Origin of the sequence: Pseudomonas sp. zfem003 (assembly GCF_032621675.1) — a bacterium.
Lineage (GTDB): Bacteria > Pseudomonadota > Gammaproteobacteria > Pseudomonadales > Pseudomonadaceae > Metapseudomonas > Metapseudomonas otitidis.
Window position 1 is genome coordinate 280167 of record NZ_JAVYJG010000009.1, and the last position, 13928, is coordinate 294094.

General features: G+C 68.9%; 10 protein-coding genes. 2 read left to right on the forward strand and 8 right to left on the reverse strand.

The genetic code is table 11. The annotated features are described in order from the left end of the window. Window positions 1–45: 45 nt before the first annotated feature. The 3 genes from RTK35_RS22575 to RTK35_RS22585 form a co-directional block, all read right to left on the reverse strand. Window positions 46–1383: an SPFH domain-containing protein gene (locus tag RTK35_RS22575; protein ID WP_279811006.1), complete on the reverse strand. Its 1338-nt coding sequence runs from the start codon at window positions 1381–1383 to the stop codon at window positions 46–48. A gap of 102 nt (window positions 1384–1485) precedes the next feature. Next, window positions 1486–2208 carry a UDP-2,3-diacylglucosamine diphosphatase gene (gene lpxH / locus RTK35_RS22580; protein WP_316909051.1) on the reverse strand — a complete coding sequence of 241 codons (723 nt, stop codon included), beginning with the start codon at window positions 2206–2208 and terminating at the stop codon, window positions 1486–1488. After that, window positions 2205–2699, reverse strand: a complete 495-nt coding sequence (locus RTK35_RS22585; RefSeq protein ID WP_044401686.1) for a peptidylprolyl isomerase — start codon at window positions 2697–2699, stop codon at window positions 2205–2207. The genes lpxH and RTK35_RS22585 overlap by 4 nt, the downstream gene beginning before the upstream one ends. 120 nt (window positions 2700–2819) lie before the next feature. Between RTK35_RS22585 and RTK35_RS22590 the strand changes: the two genes are divergently transcribed. Next, the gene (locus tag RTK35_RS22590; protein WP_316909052.1) at window positions 2820–4490 is read left to right on the forward strand and encodes a glutamine--tRNA ligase/YqeY domain fusion protein; all 1671 of its coding nucleotides are present in this window, start codon (window positions 2820–2822) and stop codon (window positions 4488–4490) included. After that, window positions 4490–5875, forward strand: a complete 1386-nt coding sequence (gene cysS / locus RTK35_RS22595; RefSeq protein WP_316909053.1) for a cysteine--tRNA ligase — start codon at window positions 4490–4492, stop codon at window positions 5873–5875. Before RTK35_RS22590 ends, cysS begins: the two co-directional genes overlap by 1 nt. Before the next feature lie 102 nt (window positions 5876–5977). On the opposite strand, the gene RTK35_RS22600 is transcribed toward cysS, so the two are convergent. The 5 genes from RTK35_RS22600 to RTK35_RS22620 all read right to left on the reverse strand — a co-directional run bounded on the left by RTK35_RS22600 (window position 5978) and on the right by RTK35_RS22620 (window position 13928). Then, window positions 5978–6475 (reverse strand): DUF934 domain-containing protein, encoded by a 498-nt coding sequence (locus RTK35_RS22600; protein WP_074968815.1) that lies wholly within the window; start codon window positions 6473–6475, stop codon window positions 5978–5980. After that, complete coding sequence (locus tag RTK35_RS22605; protein WP_074968816.1) at window positions 6459–8117, reverse strand: nitrite/sulfite reductase; 1659 nt, start codon at window positions 8115–8117, stop codon at window positions 6459–6461. The genes RTK35_RS22600 and RTK35_RS22605 overlap by 17 nt, the downstream gene beginning before the upstream one ends. A 222-nt stretch (window positions 8118–8339) precedes the next feature. Continuing rightward, the gene (locus tag RTK35_RS22610) at window positions 8340–10349 is read right to left on the reverse strand and encodes an SWIM zinc finger family protein (protein WP_316909054.1); all 2010 of its coding nucleotides are present in this window, start codon (window positions 10347–10349) and stop codon (window positions 8340–8342) included. After that, window positions 10346–11470 carry a VWA domain-containing protein gene (locus RTK35_RS22615; RefSeq protein ID WP_069562357.1) on the reverse strand — a complete coding sequence of 375 codons (1125 nt, stop codon included), beginning with the start codon at window positions 11468–11470 and terminating at the stop codon, window positions 10346–10348. The genes RTK35_RS22610 and RTK35_RS22615 overlap by 4 nt, the downstream gene beginning before the upstream one ends. Further along, window positions 11463–13928, reverse strand: a complete 2466-nt coding sequence (locus RTK35_RS22620) for a DUF5682 family protein (RefSeq protein ID WP_316909055.1) — start codon at window positions 13926–13928, stop codon at window positions 11463–11465. Before RTK35_RS22620 ends, RTK35_RS22615 begins: the two co-directional genes overlap by 8 nt.

Consider the following 13928-nt stretch of genomic DNA (forward strand, 5'->3'; position numbering starts at 1 on the left):
GAAAAAGCGCCCCGAGGGGCGCTTTTTTTTGTGGGCGGTGCCTGGTCAGTCCTTCACTTTCAGATCCAGAGCCAGGTCGCGGGCGGCCTTGGTGGCGAGCACCCCCATCAACTGGCCGATTTCGTCCTGGCGGCTGGTGGCGCCGTTCTGGCCGGCGCCCATCATCACGCTGGGCACCGGTGCCTGGGCAGCGGCTTCGGCCCACACCTTGTTGATGGCGATCAGTGCATCGAGCTTGGGCTGCAATGCGCCGTCCGCCTTGATCACCGCTTCGCGGGCATAGGCCTCGGCATCGGCGGTGATCTTGGTGGCCTGGGCGGTGATGCTGGCCTTGTCACGCAGCAGTTCGGCGGTCTGCTTCTCGATCTCGGCGCGGCCTTTCTCGCGCTCGGCGTTGATGCGCGCGAGCTGCTTCTCGGTCTCGGCCTGGGTGGTGCGCTCGATCTGGTCGCGCAGGGTCTCCTGGCGGCGGGCCTCCACTTCCTTTTCACCGCGGGCGGTGACCAGCAGCTTCTCTTCCTCTTCCTTCAGGCGGTTCTGCCGCGCCACGGCCAGTTCGGCCAGGGCCTGCTGGACCTTGACCATGCGCTGCTTGTACTGCGGGTTGGGGTCGACGTTGGTGATGCGAGCCTCCACCACTTCCACGCCGTACTTGCGGAACTGCTGTTGCTTGCGCACCGGGATGCCCTTGGAGTCGATCACCTTCTCGGTGACGAACTGGCTGGCATTGTTGTCGCCGAAGGTGCCCTGCTCGGTGCCGGCCTGGAGGATGGCGGTCTGGTGGGGCATGGCGCCGCGCGGGCCGCGTACTTCCTTGCGCTTGATCAGGTAGAGGCCGTCATTGAGCTGGTTCTCGAACTCGGCGGCGAACTCGCTGCGGGCGCCGGCATAGAAGTCGTCGGCGGTCATCAGGGAGGCAGTGGCCTGCAGGGTTTCCTTGATGGCCGGAACCAGGGCGGTGCGGATGAAGTTCTCGGGGTTGCGGTATTCCTGGGCGATCTTCAGGAACTGGTCGCCGCCCGGCAGGCGGAAGCGCGCGGAGGACTCCACCTTGGCGTCGACGTTGCCGAGGAACACGATGGGGAAGGCTTCGATGGTGGCGCCGAGGGAGTCGTTGTCGCTGTTCTCGTCGATCTGGTTGAGCGCTTCGGTGAGCACCGACTGCACGCTCAGCGCCTTCTTCCAGGGGGTGGCGCGGCCGAACCACTTGGTGGCGTAGCCGACGTCGTCCACGACCTTCTCCTCGCCGAAGATGGTTCGCACGTGGGTGGCGAAGCCGGCTTCGTTATAGAAGAAGATGCCGTTGAACAGGACGAAACCGAGGCCGGCAGCGGCAGCGCCACCGACCAGGTACTTGATGTAGGGGGCGTTCGCAAACTGCATGGTCGCATCCTTGACGGTGTGGGGATGCGGCATGCTGGAGGCCGCATGCCGCCTCGTCAAGCAGCACTCACGCGGGCTGCGGGCGGGTTCTCGCTGCGGCGGTCAGTCGAGGGCGAACGGCGCCTGGCGGAAGCCGTCTGCGTCCACTTCCAGCGCCCAGCCCTGGCGGTCCCAGTCACCCAGCACGATGCGCTGTGCCGGCTGCCCGCCAATTTCCAGGGGGTGCACCGCCGGTCGATGGGTGTGGCCGTGGATGAGCGTGGGCACCTTGGCGTCGATCATCACCCGGGTGACTTCCTCGGGGGTGACATCGACGATGTCGTAGGCCTTCTGCCGGGTCTGGGCGCGGCTCTCGCTGCGCAGCTTGCGGGCCAGGCGGTGACGCACGCGCAGGGGCAGGTGGCGCAGGATGAAGAGGGTCAGCGGGTGGCGCAGGATGCGGCGCAGGCGCATGTACGCCTCGTCGCGGGTGCACAGGCTGTCGCCGTGCATCAGCAGCACCGGGTGGCCGGCCAGTTCGGCCTGGGTCGGGTCGCCCAGCAGGGTGCAGCCGGCCTCGCGGCAGAACCGCTCACCGACGAGGAAGTCGCGGTTGCCGTGCATCAGGAACAGCCGCGTACCGCCGTCAGCCACCTGTCGCAGGGCACGGGCGATGGCGTGCTGGTAGGGGGTCATGGCGTCGTCGCCGATCCAGGCTTCGAAGAAGTCGCCAAGGATGTACAGCGCTTCGGCCTGGCGGGCGCGGGTGTCGAGGAAACGAAGAAACGCCCGGGTGATGTCCGGGCGTTCCTCTTCGAGATGCAGGTCGGAGATCAGCAGGATCACTCGACGATCTCGGCCTTCTCGATGATCACGTCTTCGACCGGGACGTCCTGGTGGCCGGCCTTCATGGTGGTGGCCACGCCCTTGATCGCGTTGACCACGTCCATGCCTTCGGTCACCTGGCCGAACACCGCGTAGCCCCAGCCCTGGGTGGTGGGGGCGCTGTGGTCGAGGAAGTCGTTGTCGGAAACGTTGATGAAGAACTGCGCGGAGGCGGAGTGCGGGTCCATGGTGCGGGCCATGGCGATGGTGCCGACCTTGTTCGACAGGCCGTTGTTGGCCTCGTTCTTGATCGGTGCGCGGGTGGATTTCTGCTTCATGCCGGGCTCGAAGCCGCCGCCCTGGATCATGAAGTTGGAGATGACGCGGTGGAACACGGTGCCGTCGTAGTGACCGGCCTTTACGTATTCCTTGAAGTTGGCGGTGGTTTCAGGCGCTTTGTCCTCGAAGAGTTCCAGGGTGATGACGCCGTGGTTGGTGTGCAGCTTGATCATGGGCAATTCGCTCTGAACGTGAAATCCGAAGGCCTGTCAGGGGGTTGACAGCTTCGGTATGATAAGCGCTTTGATTTGGCCGGCCTACCCTGAGCCGCAAAGCATGATCTTAAGGACACCATGAGCAAGCCAGAGACCCCCGTCGTCGCCACGAACTTCCTTCGCCCCATCGTCCAGGCCGACCTGGACGCCGGCAAGCACGCGAAGATCGTCACCCGCTTCCCCCCGGAACCCAACGGCTACCTGCACATCGGCCATGCCAAGTCGATCTGCCTGAACTTCGGCCTGGCCCAGGAATTCGGCGGCGACTGTCATCTGCGCTTCGACGACACCAACCCGGCCAAGGAAGACCAGGAATACATCGATGCCATCGAGCGCGATGTGACGTGGCTGGGCTTCCAGTGGGCGGGCAAGGTTCGCTACGCCTCGGACTACTTCGACCAGCTGCACGCCTGGGCCGTCGAGCTGATCAAGGCCGGCAAGGCCTTCGTCTGCGACCTCACCCCCGAGGAGATGCGCGAGTACCGCGGCAGCCTGCATGAGCCGGGCAAGAACAGCCCGTTCCGCGACCGCTCCGTCGAGGAGAACCTGGACCTGTTCGCCCGCATGAAGGCCGGCGAGTTCCCGGACGGCGCCCGTTCCTTGCGCGCCAAGATCGACATGGCCTCGCCGAACATCAACCTGCGCGACCCGATCCTCTACCGCATCCGCCACGCCCATCACCACCAGACTGGCGACAAGTGGTGCATCTACCCCAGCTACGACTTCACCCACGGCCAGTCGGACGCCATCGAGGGCATCACCCACTCCATCTGCACCCTGGAGTTCGAGGACCATCGCCCGCTCTACGAATGGTTCCTGGCCAACCTGCCGGTACCGGCGCAGCCGCGCCAGTACGAGTTCTCGCGCCTGAACCTGAACTACACCATCACCAGCAAGCGCAAGCTCAAGCAGCTGGTGGACGAAGGGCATGTCAGCGGCTGGGACGACCCGCGCATGTCCACCCTGTCCGGCTACCGCCGCCGGGGCTACACCCCCGAATCGCTGCGCAATTTCTGCGAGATGATCGGCGTCAACCGTGCCAGCGGCGTGGTGGATATCGGCATGCTGGAATTCAGCATCCGTGACCACCTGGACGCCACCGCCGCCCGCGCCATGTGCGTGCTCAAGCCGCTCAAGGTGGTCATCACCAACTACCCGGAAGGCCAGGTCGAGCAGCTCGAACTGCCGCGCCACCCGAAGGAAGACATGGGTGTGCGCACGCTGCCCTTCGCCCGCGAGATCTACATCGACGCCAGCGACTTCGAGGAAGTCCCGCCTGCCGGCTTCAAGCGCCTGGTGCCCGGTGGTGAAGTGCGCCTGCGCGGCAGCTACGTGATCCGTGCCGACGAAGCCATCAAGGACGCTGACGGCAACATCGTCGAGCTGCGCTGCTCCTACGACGAGAACACCCTCGGCAAGAACCCCGAAGGGCGCAAGGTCAAGGGCGTGATCCACTGGGTGCCGGTGGAAGGCAGCCTGGAATGCGAAGTGCGCCTGTACGACCGCCTGTTCCGCTCGGCCAACCCCGAGAAGTCGGAAGAGGGCGGCAGCTTCCTCGACAACATCAACCCCGGTTCGCTGGTGGTGCTCACCGGTTGCCGTGCCGAGCCGTCCCTGGCCCAGGCCCAGCCCGAGGAGCGCTTCCAGTTCGAGCGCGAAGGCTACTTCGTTGCCGACCTCAAGGACTCCAAGCCCGGCCAGCCGGTGTTCAACCGCACCGTCACCCTGCGTGACTCCTGGGGGCAGTGATGGCGCTGACGATCTACAACACCCTCACCAAGGCCAAGGAAGCCTTCCAACCTCTGGAAGGCAACAGCGTGCGCATGTACGTGTGCGGCATGACCGTGTATGACTACTGCCACATCGGCCATGCCCGGGTGATGGTCGCCTTCGACGTGGTCACCCGCTGGTTGCGCGAGCGCGGCTATGACGTGACCTACGTGCGCAACATCACCGACATCGACGACAAGATCATCAAGCGTGCCCAGGAGAACGGCGAGCCATTCGAAGCGCTGGTGGACCGCATGATCGCCGCCATGCACGAGGACGAGGCTCGCCTCTCCGTGCTGCGCCCGGACATCGAGCCCCGTGCCACCGGCCACATCGCCGGCATGCACCAGATGATCCAGACCCTCATCGACAAGGGCTTCGCCTACGCCCCCGGCAATGGCGACGTCTACTACCGCGTCGGCAAGTTCGAGGGCTACGGCAAGCTCTCCCGCCGCCGCATCGACGAGCTGAAGATCGGCGCGCGCATCGAGGTCGACGAATCCAAGGAAGACCCGCTGGACTTCGTCCTCTGGAAGGGCGCCAAGCCCGGCGAGCCGAGTTGGGAATCCCCGTGGGGCCCTGGCCGTCCCGGCTGGCACATCGAGTGCTCGGTGATGTCCACCTGCTGCCTGGGCGAGACCTTCGACATCCACGGCGGCGGCCCGGACCTGGTGTTCCCCCACCACGAGAACGAGATCGCCCAGAGCGAGGCCGCCACCGGCAAGCTCTACGCCAAGGCCTGGATGCACGCCGGCGCGGTCCGTGTGGATGGCGAGAAGATGTCCAAGTCCCTGGGCAACTTCTTCACCATTCGCGAGGTGCTGGAGAAGTACCACCCCGAAGTGGTGCGCTACCTGCTGGTGTCCAGCCACTATCGCAGCCCGATCAACTACTCCGAGGACAACCTCAAGGAAGCCAAGGGCGCCCTGGAGCGCTTCTACACCGCCCTGCGCGGCCTGCCGGTCGTCGAGGCGGCAGGTGGCGAAGCCTTCGTCGAGCGCTTCGGCGCAGCCATGGACGATGACTTCAACAGCCCCGAAGCCGTCGCCACCCTGTTCGAAATGGCCCGCGAGGTGAACCGCCTGCGTGACAGCGAGCCGAGCACCGCAGCCGCCTTGGCGGCACGCATGAAGGCCCTGGGTGGCCTGCTCGGCCTGCTGCAGCTGGAGCCGGATGCGTTCCTCCAGGCCGGTGCCACCGGCAAGGTGGACGCCGCCGAGGTCGAAGGGCTGATCCAGGCGCGCCTGACCGCGCGTGCGGAGAAGAACTGGGCCGAGTCCGACCGCATCCGCGACCAGCTCACCGCCATGGGCGTGGTGCTGGAGGATGGCAAGGGCGGCACCACCTGGCGCCTGGCTGAATAACAGCTGACCGATGGGGCGTTGCGGATAACGCCCCATCCAAGCGCCATAAAAAAACCGGGACCTGCAAAGGTCCCGGTTTTCTTTTGGCCGTTGCCCGGGGAATCAGGCGCGGCGGCGGAACAGCGGCAGTGGCTGGTCGGCGGAGGCCTGGTAGACCTCGCTGAAGTCCTCGAAGGCCTTCAGCGCGTCGTACGGGTCCTTGTCCTCGCGCAGGGCGAAGGCATCGAAACCGCAGCGCTTGAGGGCGAACAGCTGGTCGCGCAGCACGTCGCCGATGGCGCGGACCTCACCCTGGTAGCCGTAGCGCTGGCGCAGCAGGTAGGCGGTGGAGGAGTGGCGGCCATCGGTGAAGGCCGGGAAGTTCAGCGCAATGACCTGGAAGTGCGAGAGGTCGTCGGCGATCTCCTCGATCTCCTCACCGGCGTCCAGCCACACGCCCAGGCCGCCATCGCGGGCCTTGAGGGCGTGGCTGTGCTCGACCCAGAGGGCCAGGGGCACGATCAGGTCGTCGCAGTTGGACAGGCCATCGAGGGTCGCGTCCTTCGGCAGCAGGTGCCAGGTCTCGTCGATGACCTGGCCGTTCTTAATGATTCGCTGCATATACGCGCTCCTTGAACGGGTCGATGCCGATGCGGCGGAAGGTGTCGAGGAAAGGCTCCTCCTCGGTGCGGCGCTCGACGTAGACCTTGATGATCTTCTCGATCACGTCGGCCATTTCCTCCTGGGCGAAGGACGGGCCGAGGATCTGCGCCAGGCTGGCGTCGCGGCCGGCGCTGCCACCCAGGGACACCTGGTAGAACTCCTGGCCCTTCTTGTCCACGCCGAGGATGCCGATGTGGCCGACGTGGTGGTGGCCGCAGGCGTTCATGCAGCCGGAGATGTTCAGGTCCAGGTTGCCGATGTCGAACAGGTAGTCCAGGTCATCGAAGCGACGCTGGATGGCTTCGGCCACCGGGATCGACTTGGCGTTGGCCAGGGAGCAGTAGTCACCGCCCGGGCAGCAGATGATGTCGGTGAGCAGGCCCACGTTCGGCGTGGCGAAGCCCTGCTCGCGCAGTTCGTTCCACAGGGTGAACAGCTGCGCCTGCTCCACGTCCGCCAGGATCACGTTCTGGTTGTGGCTGTTGCGCACTTCACCGAAGGCGTAGCGGTCGGCCAGGTCGGCGATGGCGTCCAGCTGCTTGTCGGTCACGTCGCCCGGGGCCACCCCGGTGGGCTTCAGCGACAGGGTCACGGCCACGTAGCCCGGCTTCTTGTGGGCGAAGGTATTGCGCTGGCGCCAGCGAGCGAAGCCCGGGTGCTCGGCGTCCAGGGCGGCGAGGGCGGCGTCCTGGTCCTCCAGGGCCTTGTAGGCCGGGTCGACGAAATGCCTGGCGACGCGATCGACTTCCGCCTGGGTCAGGGTGGTGGGGCCATCCTTCAGGTGGACCCATTCGGCGTTGACGCGCTCGGCGAACACCTCGGGGGTCAGTGCCTTGACCAGGATCTTGATGCGCGCCTTGTACTTGTTGTCCCGGCGGCCGTAGCGGTTGTAGACGCGCAGGATGGCGTCCAGGTAGCTCAGCAGGTGCTGCCAGGGCAGGAATTCGTTGATGAAGCTGCCGACGATCGGGGTACGGCCCAGGCCGCCGCCGACGGAGACGCGGAAGCCCAGTTCACCGGCTTCGTTCTTCACCGCTTCCAGGCCGATGTCGTGCACCTCGATGGCGGCGCGGTCGCCCACGGCGCCGTTCACGGCGATCTTGAACTTGCGCGGCAGGTGCGAGAACTCGGGGTGGAAGGTGGACCACTGGCGGATGATCTCGCACCAGGGGCGCGGGTCCACCAGCTCGTCACGGGCGACGCCGGCGAACTGGTCGGTGGTGGTGTTGCGGATGCAGTTGCCGCTGGTCTGGATCGCGTGCATCTGCACGGTGGCCAGCTCGGCGAGGATCTCCGGCACGTCCTCCAGCTCCGGCCAGTTGAACTGGACGTTCTGGCGGGTGCTGATGTGGGCGTAGCCCTTGTCGTAGTCGCGAGCGATCTGCGCCAGCTTGCGCACCTGGGCGGACGACAGCAGGCCATAGGGCACGGCGACCCGCAGCATGGGGGCGTAGCGCTGGATATAGAGGCCGTTCTGCAGACGCAGGGGACGGAATTCCTCGCCCGAGAGTTCCCCGGCCAGGTAGCGGCGGGTCTGATCGCGGAACTGCTTGACGCGGTCCTCTACGATGCGTTGATCGTACTCGTCGTATACGTACATGAATGGTCCTGTTGTCAGGCTGCTTACAGCTTTTCTGCGCGCACGGCCGCGCACCCCCTGCGGAGCCGGTGGAAGATACCAGCTCAGGTTTATGCGCAAAAGTGATGTTTGAGTATATGTAAAGAACCTGATCGCATAAGCAGGGGTGCGAGCATAACCTTCCCCGCGCGGCTGGAGGCCCCGGCCGGCGGGCGTCGAGAATGCTTCTCGACTGGCCCGGCGTCAGCCCAGGGCCAGCAGGCGGCTCATCAGGTGCGTCCCCCGCAGTAGTGTCCCGGAGGAGACCCTGGGCGACTCCGCCAATTGCCCCAGCGCCTGCGCCAGCACCGCCACCCCCGCTGCCTCGGCCAGCGCCTGCTGGGCCCGCAGCACTTCCCGGTGATGGGCAGAGGGCTGCTGGCGACCGCTGCTGGCCAGGCTTTCCAGCACGTCCAGGGCCGGCTCCACCAGCCGTCCGGCGAGGCTCGGCGGCTCCACCGCCGGCACGGGGCGGTCGGTGCGGCTGAGCAGGCGCTGGATGCGGTCGAACAGCCGGCGGTTGCGGCTCAAGCCGCCGCGCACCAGGGATTCGAAGTCCAGCGACAGGCAGCGCAGCCGGCCGTGATCGGCCACCAGCAGCGCGAGGGGCTCCAGGCAGCGGCGGCGTCCGTCCAGCCAGGGCCGCACCAGCACGGCACGGATGTCGTCCAGGGCTTTCTGCGCCCGCTCCAGGTTGTCCAGGCGTTCGCGGCGCTCGGCGGTGCAGGGCAGCTCCAGCAGCAGGGTGCGGCCGTTGCTGTCCTCCAGCGGCCAGGTCAGCACCTGCCGGGCTTCGTCCAGGCTCGCTTCGTGGCAGCGGGCGGGGCGCAGCAGCAGCCGGGTCGGCGGCTCGCTGGCGAGGGCGGCGCTGTCTTCCAGGGCCAGGCCCAGCTGTTCCCAGTCCGCCAGGCCGAGGTCGAGCAGGCGCGGGGCATCCGCTGGCCAGCCGTCCTGGGGGCGCGCAATGCCGCCGCCGGGGGCCAGCCGGCCATCCTCGGCCAGGCGCGGCCCTTCCAGCTGCAAGGGCGCACGGCACAGCAGCTCGGGCGTGCTGCGCCACAGCGCCTGCTGGGCCCAGACCGCGTCGCGGCGGAAGCCGGGGTCGCTGCCATCGGGGCGGGCCAGGGTGGTTTCCAGCACCTGGCCGTCGCTGAGGTCCCAGAAGGCCAGGCTCAGGCCGCGGGCGCCGCCGGCACTGGTCCACCAGTGGCCGCCCAGGGGCAGCAGGTCGAGAGTTTCACCGGCCTGGTAGTCGCGCCGCAGGCGGCCGCGCAGCGGGGGCAGGCGTTCGCCGTCGGCGCGCAGCAGGGCCTGGCAGAGGGCGTGGACGCGGGCCATCTGCACCAGTGCCTCCCGCTCGCTGCTGTGGTCGTCGCGCTCGGCCAGGCGGGTGATCTGCCCGCCCAGGGTGCGCAGGTGGCCGGCCAGGCGCGGCAGGCCTTCGGTGCGGGCGCCGAGGTTGAGCAGGCGCAGCTGCAGGGCGCTGGCCCGGCTGACGTGGGACAGCCCCTGGCCCAGCAGCTCGTGCAGCAGCTGCTGCACCGAGGCCAGCAGTTCGCGCTCGGCCTCGCCCAGGCCGTCCCGCGTGGTGTCGGCAGGGGCGCTTTCGGCGGTCCAGGCCCAGGGTTGGCCGTGGGCCTGGAAGAGCCCGGCGAGGGCCGCCAGGTGCAGGGCCTTGCGTTCGCTGTCCCGCGCTTCGGAGAGCATCCCGTCGAAGCCGGCACCCGCCAGGTAGCTGACTTCGCCCTCCAGGCCGTCGAAGGCGATGGCCAGGCGCAGGCCGTGGTTGCTCACCTGGGGTGTGCCGAGGGTCTCGATCCATTGCCGGGCGCGGCGGGTGGCCACCTTGCCGGCGAGCTTCTGCAGCTGCGCCGGGTCCAGCGCCAGGGCTTCCACCTGGGCGGCATCGGGATCGGGCTGTTCCGTGCCGGTGGCCGCGTCGGGCGCTTCGCTGCGCAGCCACAGCACGGCGGCGAGTATGTGCTTGCAGCAGCCGCTGGCCGGGCAGGTGCAGCGCGCCGCCTCCACGCCGCCGGCGTCCAGGCGCACGGTCTGGCCGTCGGTCTCGATCAGCCCGTGTGCCTCGGTGCGCTCGCCCCAGGCCAGCTTGCCGGCCTCCACGTCCTTGCCGGCGCGGCGCAGCAGGCCGGCGTTGGCCAGTGTTTCCAGGGCCGCGTCGTCGTAGGCCCGGTAGCGGGCCAGCCAGGCGCTCATTGCATCACCTCCGCCAGCCATTCGGCGAAGTGCTCCGGGGTCAGCGCGGCGATCCGCATGCCCCGATCCGCCAGGCGCTGGCCCATGGACGGGTCGTAGACCGGCCGGGCGGCATCATCCAGGGCCGCCAGGCCGAGCAGGCGCACGCGGGCCTCGTTCAGCCGCGAGACGCAGGCCAGCAGCGGACCGATGGCGGCGCCTTCTTCGAAGTCGCTGATCAGCGCCAGCACGGTGCGCTGGGGCGTGTCCACCAATTGCTCGCAGTAGCGCAGGGCCTTGCCGATGTCGGTGCCGCCGCCCAGCTGCACGGTCAGCAGCACCTCCACCGGGTCGTGGGCGAGGTGGCTGAGGTCCACCACCTGGGTGTCGAACAGCACCAGGCGCACGCGCACGCTGGGCAGGGTGGCGAGGATGCTGGCGCAGATGGCGCTGTACATCACCGAGTCGAGCATCGAGCCGCTCTGGTCGACGCAGAGGATCACGTCCCAGGGCAGCTGCCGGCGGACCCGGGCGTTGAAGCGCGGCGATTCGATCAGCAGCTGTTTGCGCTCCGGATCGTAGTGCTTGAGGTTGGCGGCGATGGTGGCGCGCCAGTCGAAGTTCTGCGCGTGGCGGATCGGCGAGCGGCGGAAGCGGTTGCGCCGGCCGTTGAGGGCGTTGGTGAAGCGGCTGCGCAGGCGCTGGAGGATCTCTTCCACCACCTTGGCGATCAGCTGGCGCACCGCGTCGCGGGTGTCGGCGCTGAGGCGGCCGCGCACGCTGAGCAGCGCCTTGGCCAGGGCCGGGCTGGGTTCCAGGCTGGCGAGGCTGGCCGGGTCGGTGAGCAGAGCGCTGATGGCGTAGCGCTCGATGGCCTGGGTCTGCAGGCGCTCGAAGGTGGAGCGGGGGAACAGGTTGCGGGCCTGCTCCAGCCAGTTGAGGGCGGTCAGCTGGCTGTCGTCGAGGGAGCCGCCGCGCCCGCCCTGGACATGGCCGCGACGCTGGTACTCGCGGTTGTAGAGGTAGTCGAGGGTCTTCTCCAGCCGCGCGTCGGTGGGGTTCAGGGCGGCCTGGTCGAGGGCGCGGTCGGCGTAGCGGCCGAGGATCAGGCGCCAGCGGCGGGCGGTTTCCAGGTCAGTCATGGTCGGCTTCCGTGGCCCAGTCGAGCAGGCCGTCGCGCGCCAGCGAGCGCCCGAGCGCCAGGTGCAGGGCGGCGCCGGCGAGCAGGTCGTGGCTGTCCAGTTCGTGGTGGGCGCTGTCCAGGGCGCTGTCGCCCAGGCCGTTCAGCGCGGCCAATTGGCTGGCCAGGCGCCCGGTCTCCTGGGGCTTGAGGCGGGTGAAGGTCAGGCGCAGGTCGGGCAGGTGGCGGACGAAGGTGGCCTCGTCCCAGCCGGCCACCAGGGCGTTGAGTGCCTGGCCCAGGTGTTCGACCCGCAGGATCAGCTCCGGTGCGGCCTGCAGCAGCCCGCCGAGGTAGCGCACGGCGTCCTCGCTGTCGGCACCCGGGCCGAAGCGGCGGCCCAGGGCTTCGGCCAGGCGGGCCTCGTTATCGAGATCGTCCAGGTAGCGCAGCGCGTCCAGGGCGCCGGCCAGGGTGGGCGGCGCCTCGTCGCGGAGACGCGCCAGGGCGCCCTGCAGGGCTTCGTCCTGGCCATCCAGGCCCACCAGGCCGCTGCCCAGGCGGATGAATTCGCGCAGGGCCAGCAGGGCATCCACGGCGGCGCCTTCCTGCTCGGGGGCGCAGAGGGCCAGGCCCGGTACCAGGAACAGCGCCGCCGGCACGATGCGCTGCAGCAGTGCCGGCAGTTGCGGTTGCTCCTCCAGCCCGAGCAGTTCGCGGCCGCGCCACAGGTGCAGCAGGCGCTGGCCGCAGGTAACCACCGAGGCCAGCTCGGGGTCTTCGTCCAGGTGTTCGGCCAGGCGCTGGAACAGCCTCGGCAGCTGCTCGCCCAGGCCGATCAGCCCGGCGCGGGCCACCAGCTGTGCCACGCGGCCGGCGCTGCGGCCCTGGCCCTGGCCGAGCAGCGCACGCTCCTCGTCCAGCAGGCGGCGCAGGGCGATGTCGCGCAGGTTGCTGCCTTGTTCGGCCCGTTCGATGAGGTTGGCTTCCACCAACGGCGACCAGGCGTATTCCCACTCCTCGAAGAGCAGGTCGAGGCCGCTGCCGTTGACGAAGTCCGGCCCGCCCTGGTGCCGGGCCAGGCCGCTGTCCAGGTAGGCCATGAGGTGCAGGAAGCGGCTGCGGGCGCGGTGGCGGGGCTTGCGGTAGAGGTCCAGGCGGGTGCGCCGGGCCAGGCTGTCGCTGAGGTCCAGGCGGTGGGCGAGGGCCAGCCGCCGGGCTTCTTCCACCAGGGGCGGGGCCTGGGTCGAGGGCGGCACGTCGCCCAGGCGGTTGCCGCCCAGGTGGCGCTGCACGGCACGCAGCAGGCCGTCCTGGCCTTCGTCCAGGCTGCCCTTGACGAAGCAGGCGTGCACCGCGTCCAGCAGGTCGTAGCGTCCCGGGCCGGGGTGCTGGCGCAGCCGTGCGAGGCCGGCGGCCTGTTCGGCGGCGTTGCTCACGCTGGCGAAGGTCAGGGCATCGGCCAGGCGCTGCTCGCGGGTTTCGGCGGCGATGCCGCTGAGCAGGCGGGTGGCGATGCGCTGGCGGGCGAGGGTGTCGTCCTCCTCGCCCTGCAGCGCGTCCCAGACCTGCTGGTAATAGGCCGGCGAGGGCATGCCGGAGGCATAGCCGTTGAGGGCGTCGAGGCGGTCGAAGCTGTAGCGGATCAGCCAGGCCTGGCTGTCCTCCGGGGCGGCGGGTCTGGCCGGTACCGGGGTGCCGGCGGCCAGGGCCTCCACCAGCGCCAGGGTGTGGAAGCCGCCGGTGACCACCACCAGCGGGCCGTCCACACGGCCACGCCAGTCGCGGATGCAGCCGAGCATGTGGGCTTCGCGGGCCAGGGAGCCTTCGGCGGCGAGCACGTCGTCCTCGTAGTCCAGGCGGGCCATGGCGCACCAGGCGAAGGCGTCGTCGAACAGCCGCTGCCAGTCGGCCAGCGCCGCGCGGGGGCGCAGTTCGAACAGGTGCTCCCAGAGTTCGTCGTGGTCCCGGCAGTGGGCCTCGCGGGCCAGGGCGGCGAGGTAGCGGCTGTGGGCCAGGTAGCGCTCGGCCATGAGGCTGCGCTGCTGGTCGGCGGCCTGCTCCTCGTCATGCTGGCGGGCCCAGGGCAGGTCGATGAAGGCCAGCTGCGCTCCCAGGCGCTGGCCGTCCTGCAGGGCCTGCCATTCCGGCGAGTAGTCGCAGAAGGGGAAAAAGGCCGAGCGCAGCGCCGGCTCGCCCTCGGCATCGGGCCGGCGGTGCTGGGAGAGGATCGCCAGGGGCGGACGGCTGCGGGAGTCCAGCAGGTCGGGGATGAGCCGGTCGAAGTCCGCCGGCCCCTCGATCAGGATGGCCGCCGGCTGCAGGACCTGCAGTTGCTGGCGCAGGGCGAAGGCGCAGGCCGGGCTGTGGTGGCGCACCGGCACCAGGTGAATGCCGGCCCGGGCCAGGGCTGCGCGCTCACGGGCGGCGGCCTGCAGCCGTTCGGGCAGGCGCGGGTCGCTGGCGAAGGCCTCTGCCAT

What these genes read in the sequence shown, in the direction of transcription:
- RTK35_RS22575 (WP_279811006.1), bottom strand. Translation starts at nt 1,383, where the DNA reads ATGCAGTTTGCGAACGCCCCCTACATCAAGTACCTGGTCGGTGGCGCT.
- RTK35_RS22585 (WP_044401686.1), bottom strand. Translation starts at nt 2,699, where the DNA reads ATGATCAAGCTGCACACCAACCACGGCGTCATCACCCTGGAACTCTTC.
- RTK35_RS22590 (WP_316909052.1), top strand. Translation starts at nt 2,820, where the DNA reads ATGAGCAAGCCAGAGACCCCCGTCGTCGCCACGAACTTCCTTCGCCCC.
- cysS (WP_316909053.1), top strand. Translation starts at nt 4,490, where the DNA reads ATGGCGCTGACGATCTACAACACCCTCACCAAGGCCAAGGAAGCCTTC.
- RTK35_RS22600 (WP_074968815.1), bottom strand. Translation starts at nt 6,475, where the DNA reads ATGCAGCGAATCATTAAGAACGGCCAGGTCATCGACGAGACCTGGCAC.
- RTK35_RS22605 (WP_074968816.1), bottom strand. Translation starts at nt 8,117, where the DNA reads ATGTACGTATACGACGAGTACGATCAACGCATCGTAGAGGACCGCGTC.
- RTK35_RS22610 (WP_316909054.1), bottom strand. Translation starts at nt 10,349, where the DNA reads ATGAGCGCCTGGCTGGCCCGCTACCGGGCCTACGACGACGCGGCCCTG.
- RTK35_RS22615 (WP_069562357.1), bottom strand. Translation starts at nt 11,470, where the DNA reads ATGACTGACCTGGAAACCGCCCGCCGCTGGCGCCTGATCCTCGGCCGC.
- RTK35_RS22620 (WP_316909055.1), bottom strand. Translation starts at nt 13,928, where the DNA reads ATGGCAGAGGCCTTCGCCAGCGACCCGCGCCTGCCCGAACGGCTGCAG.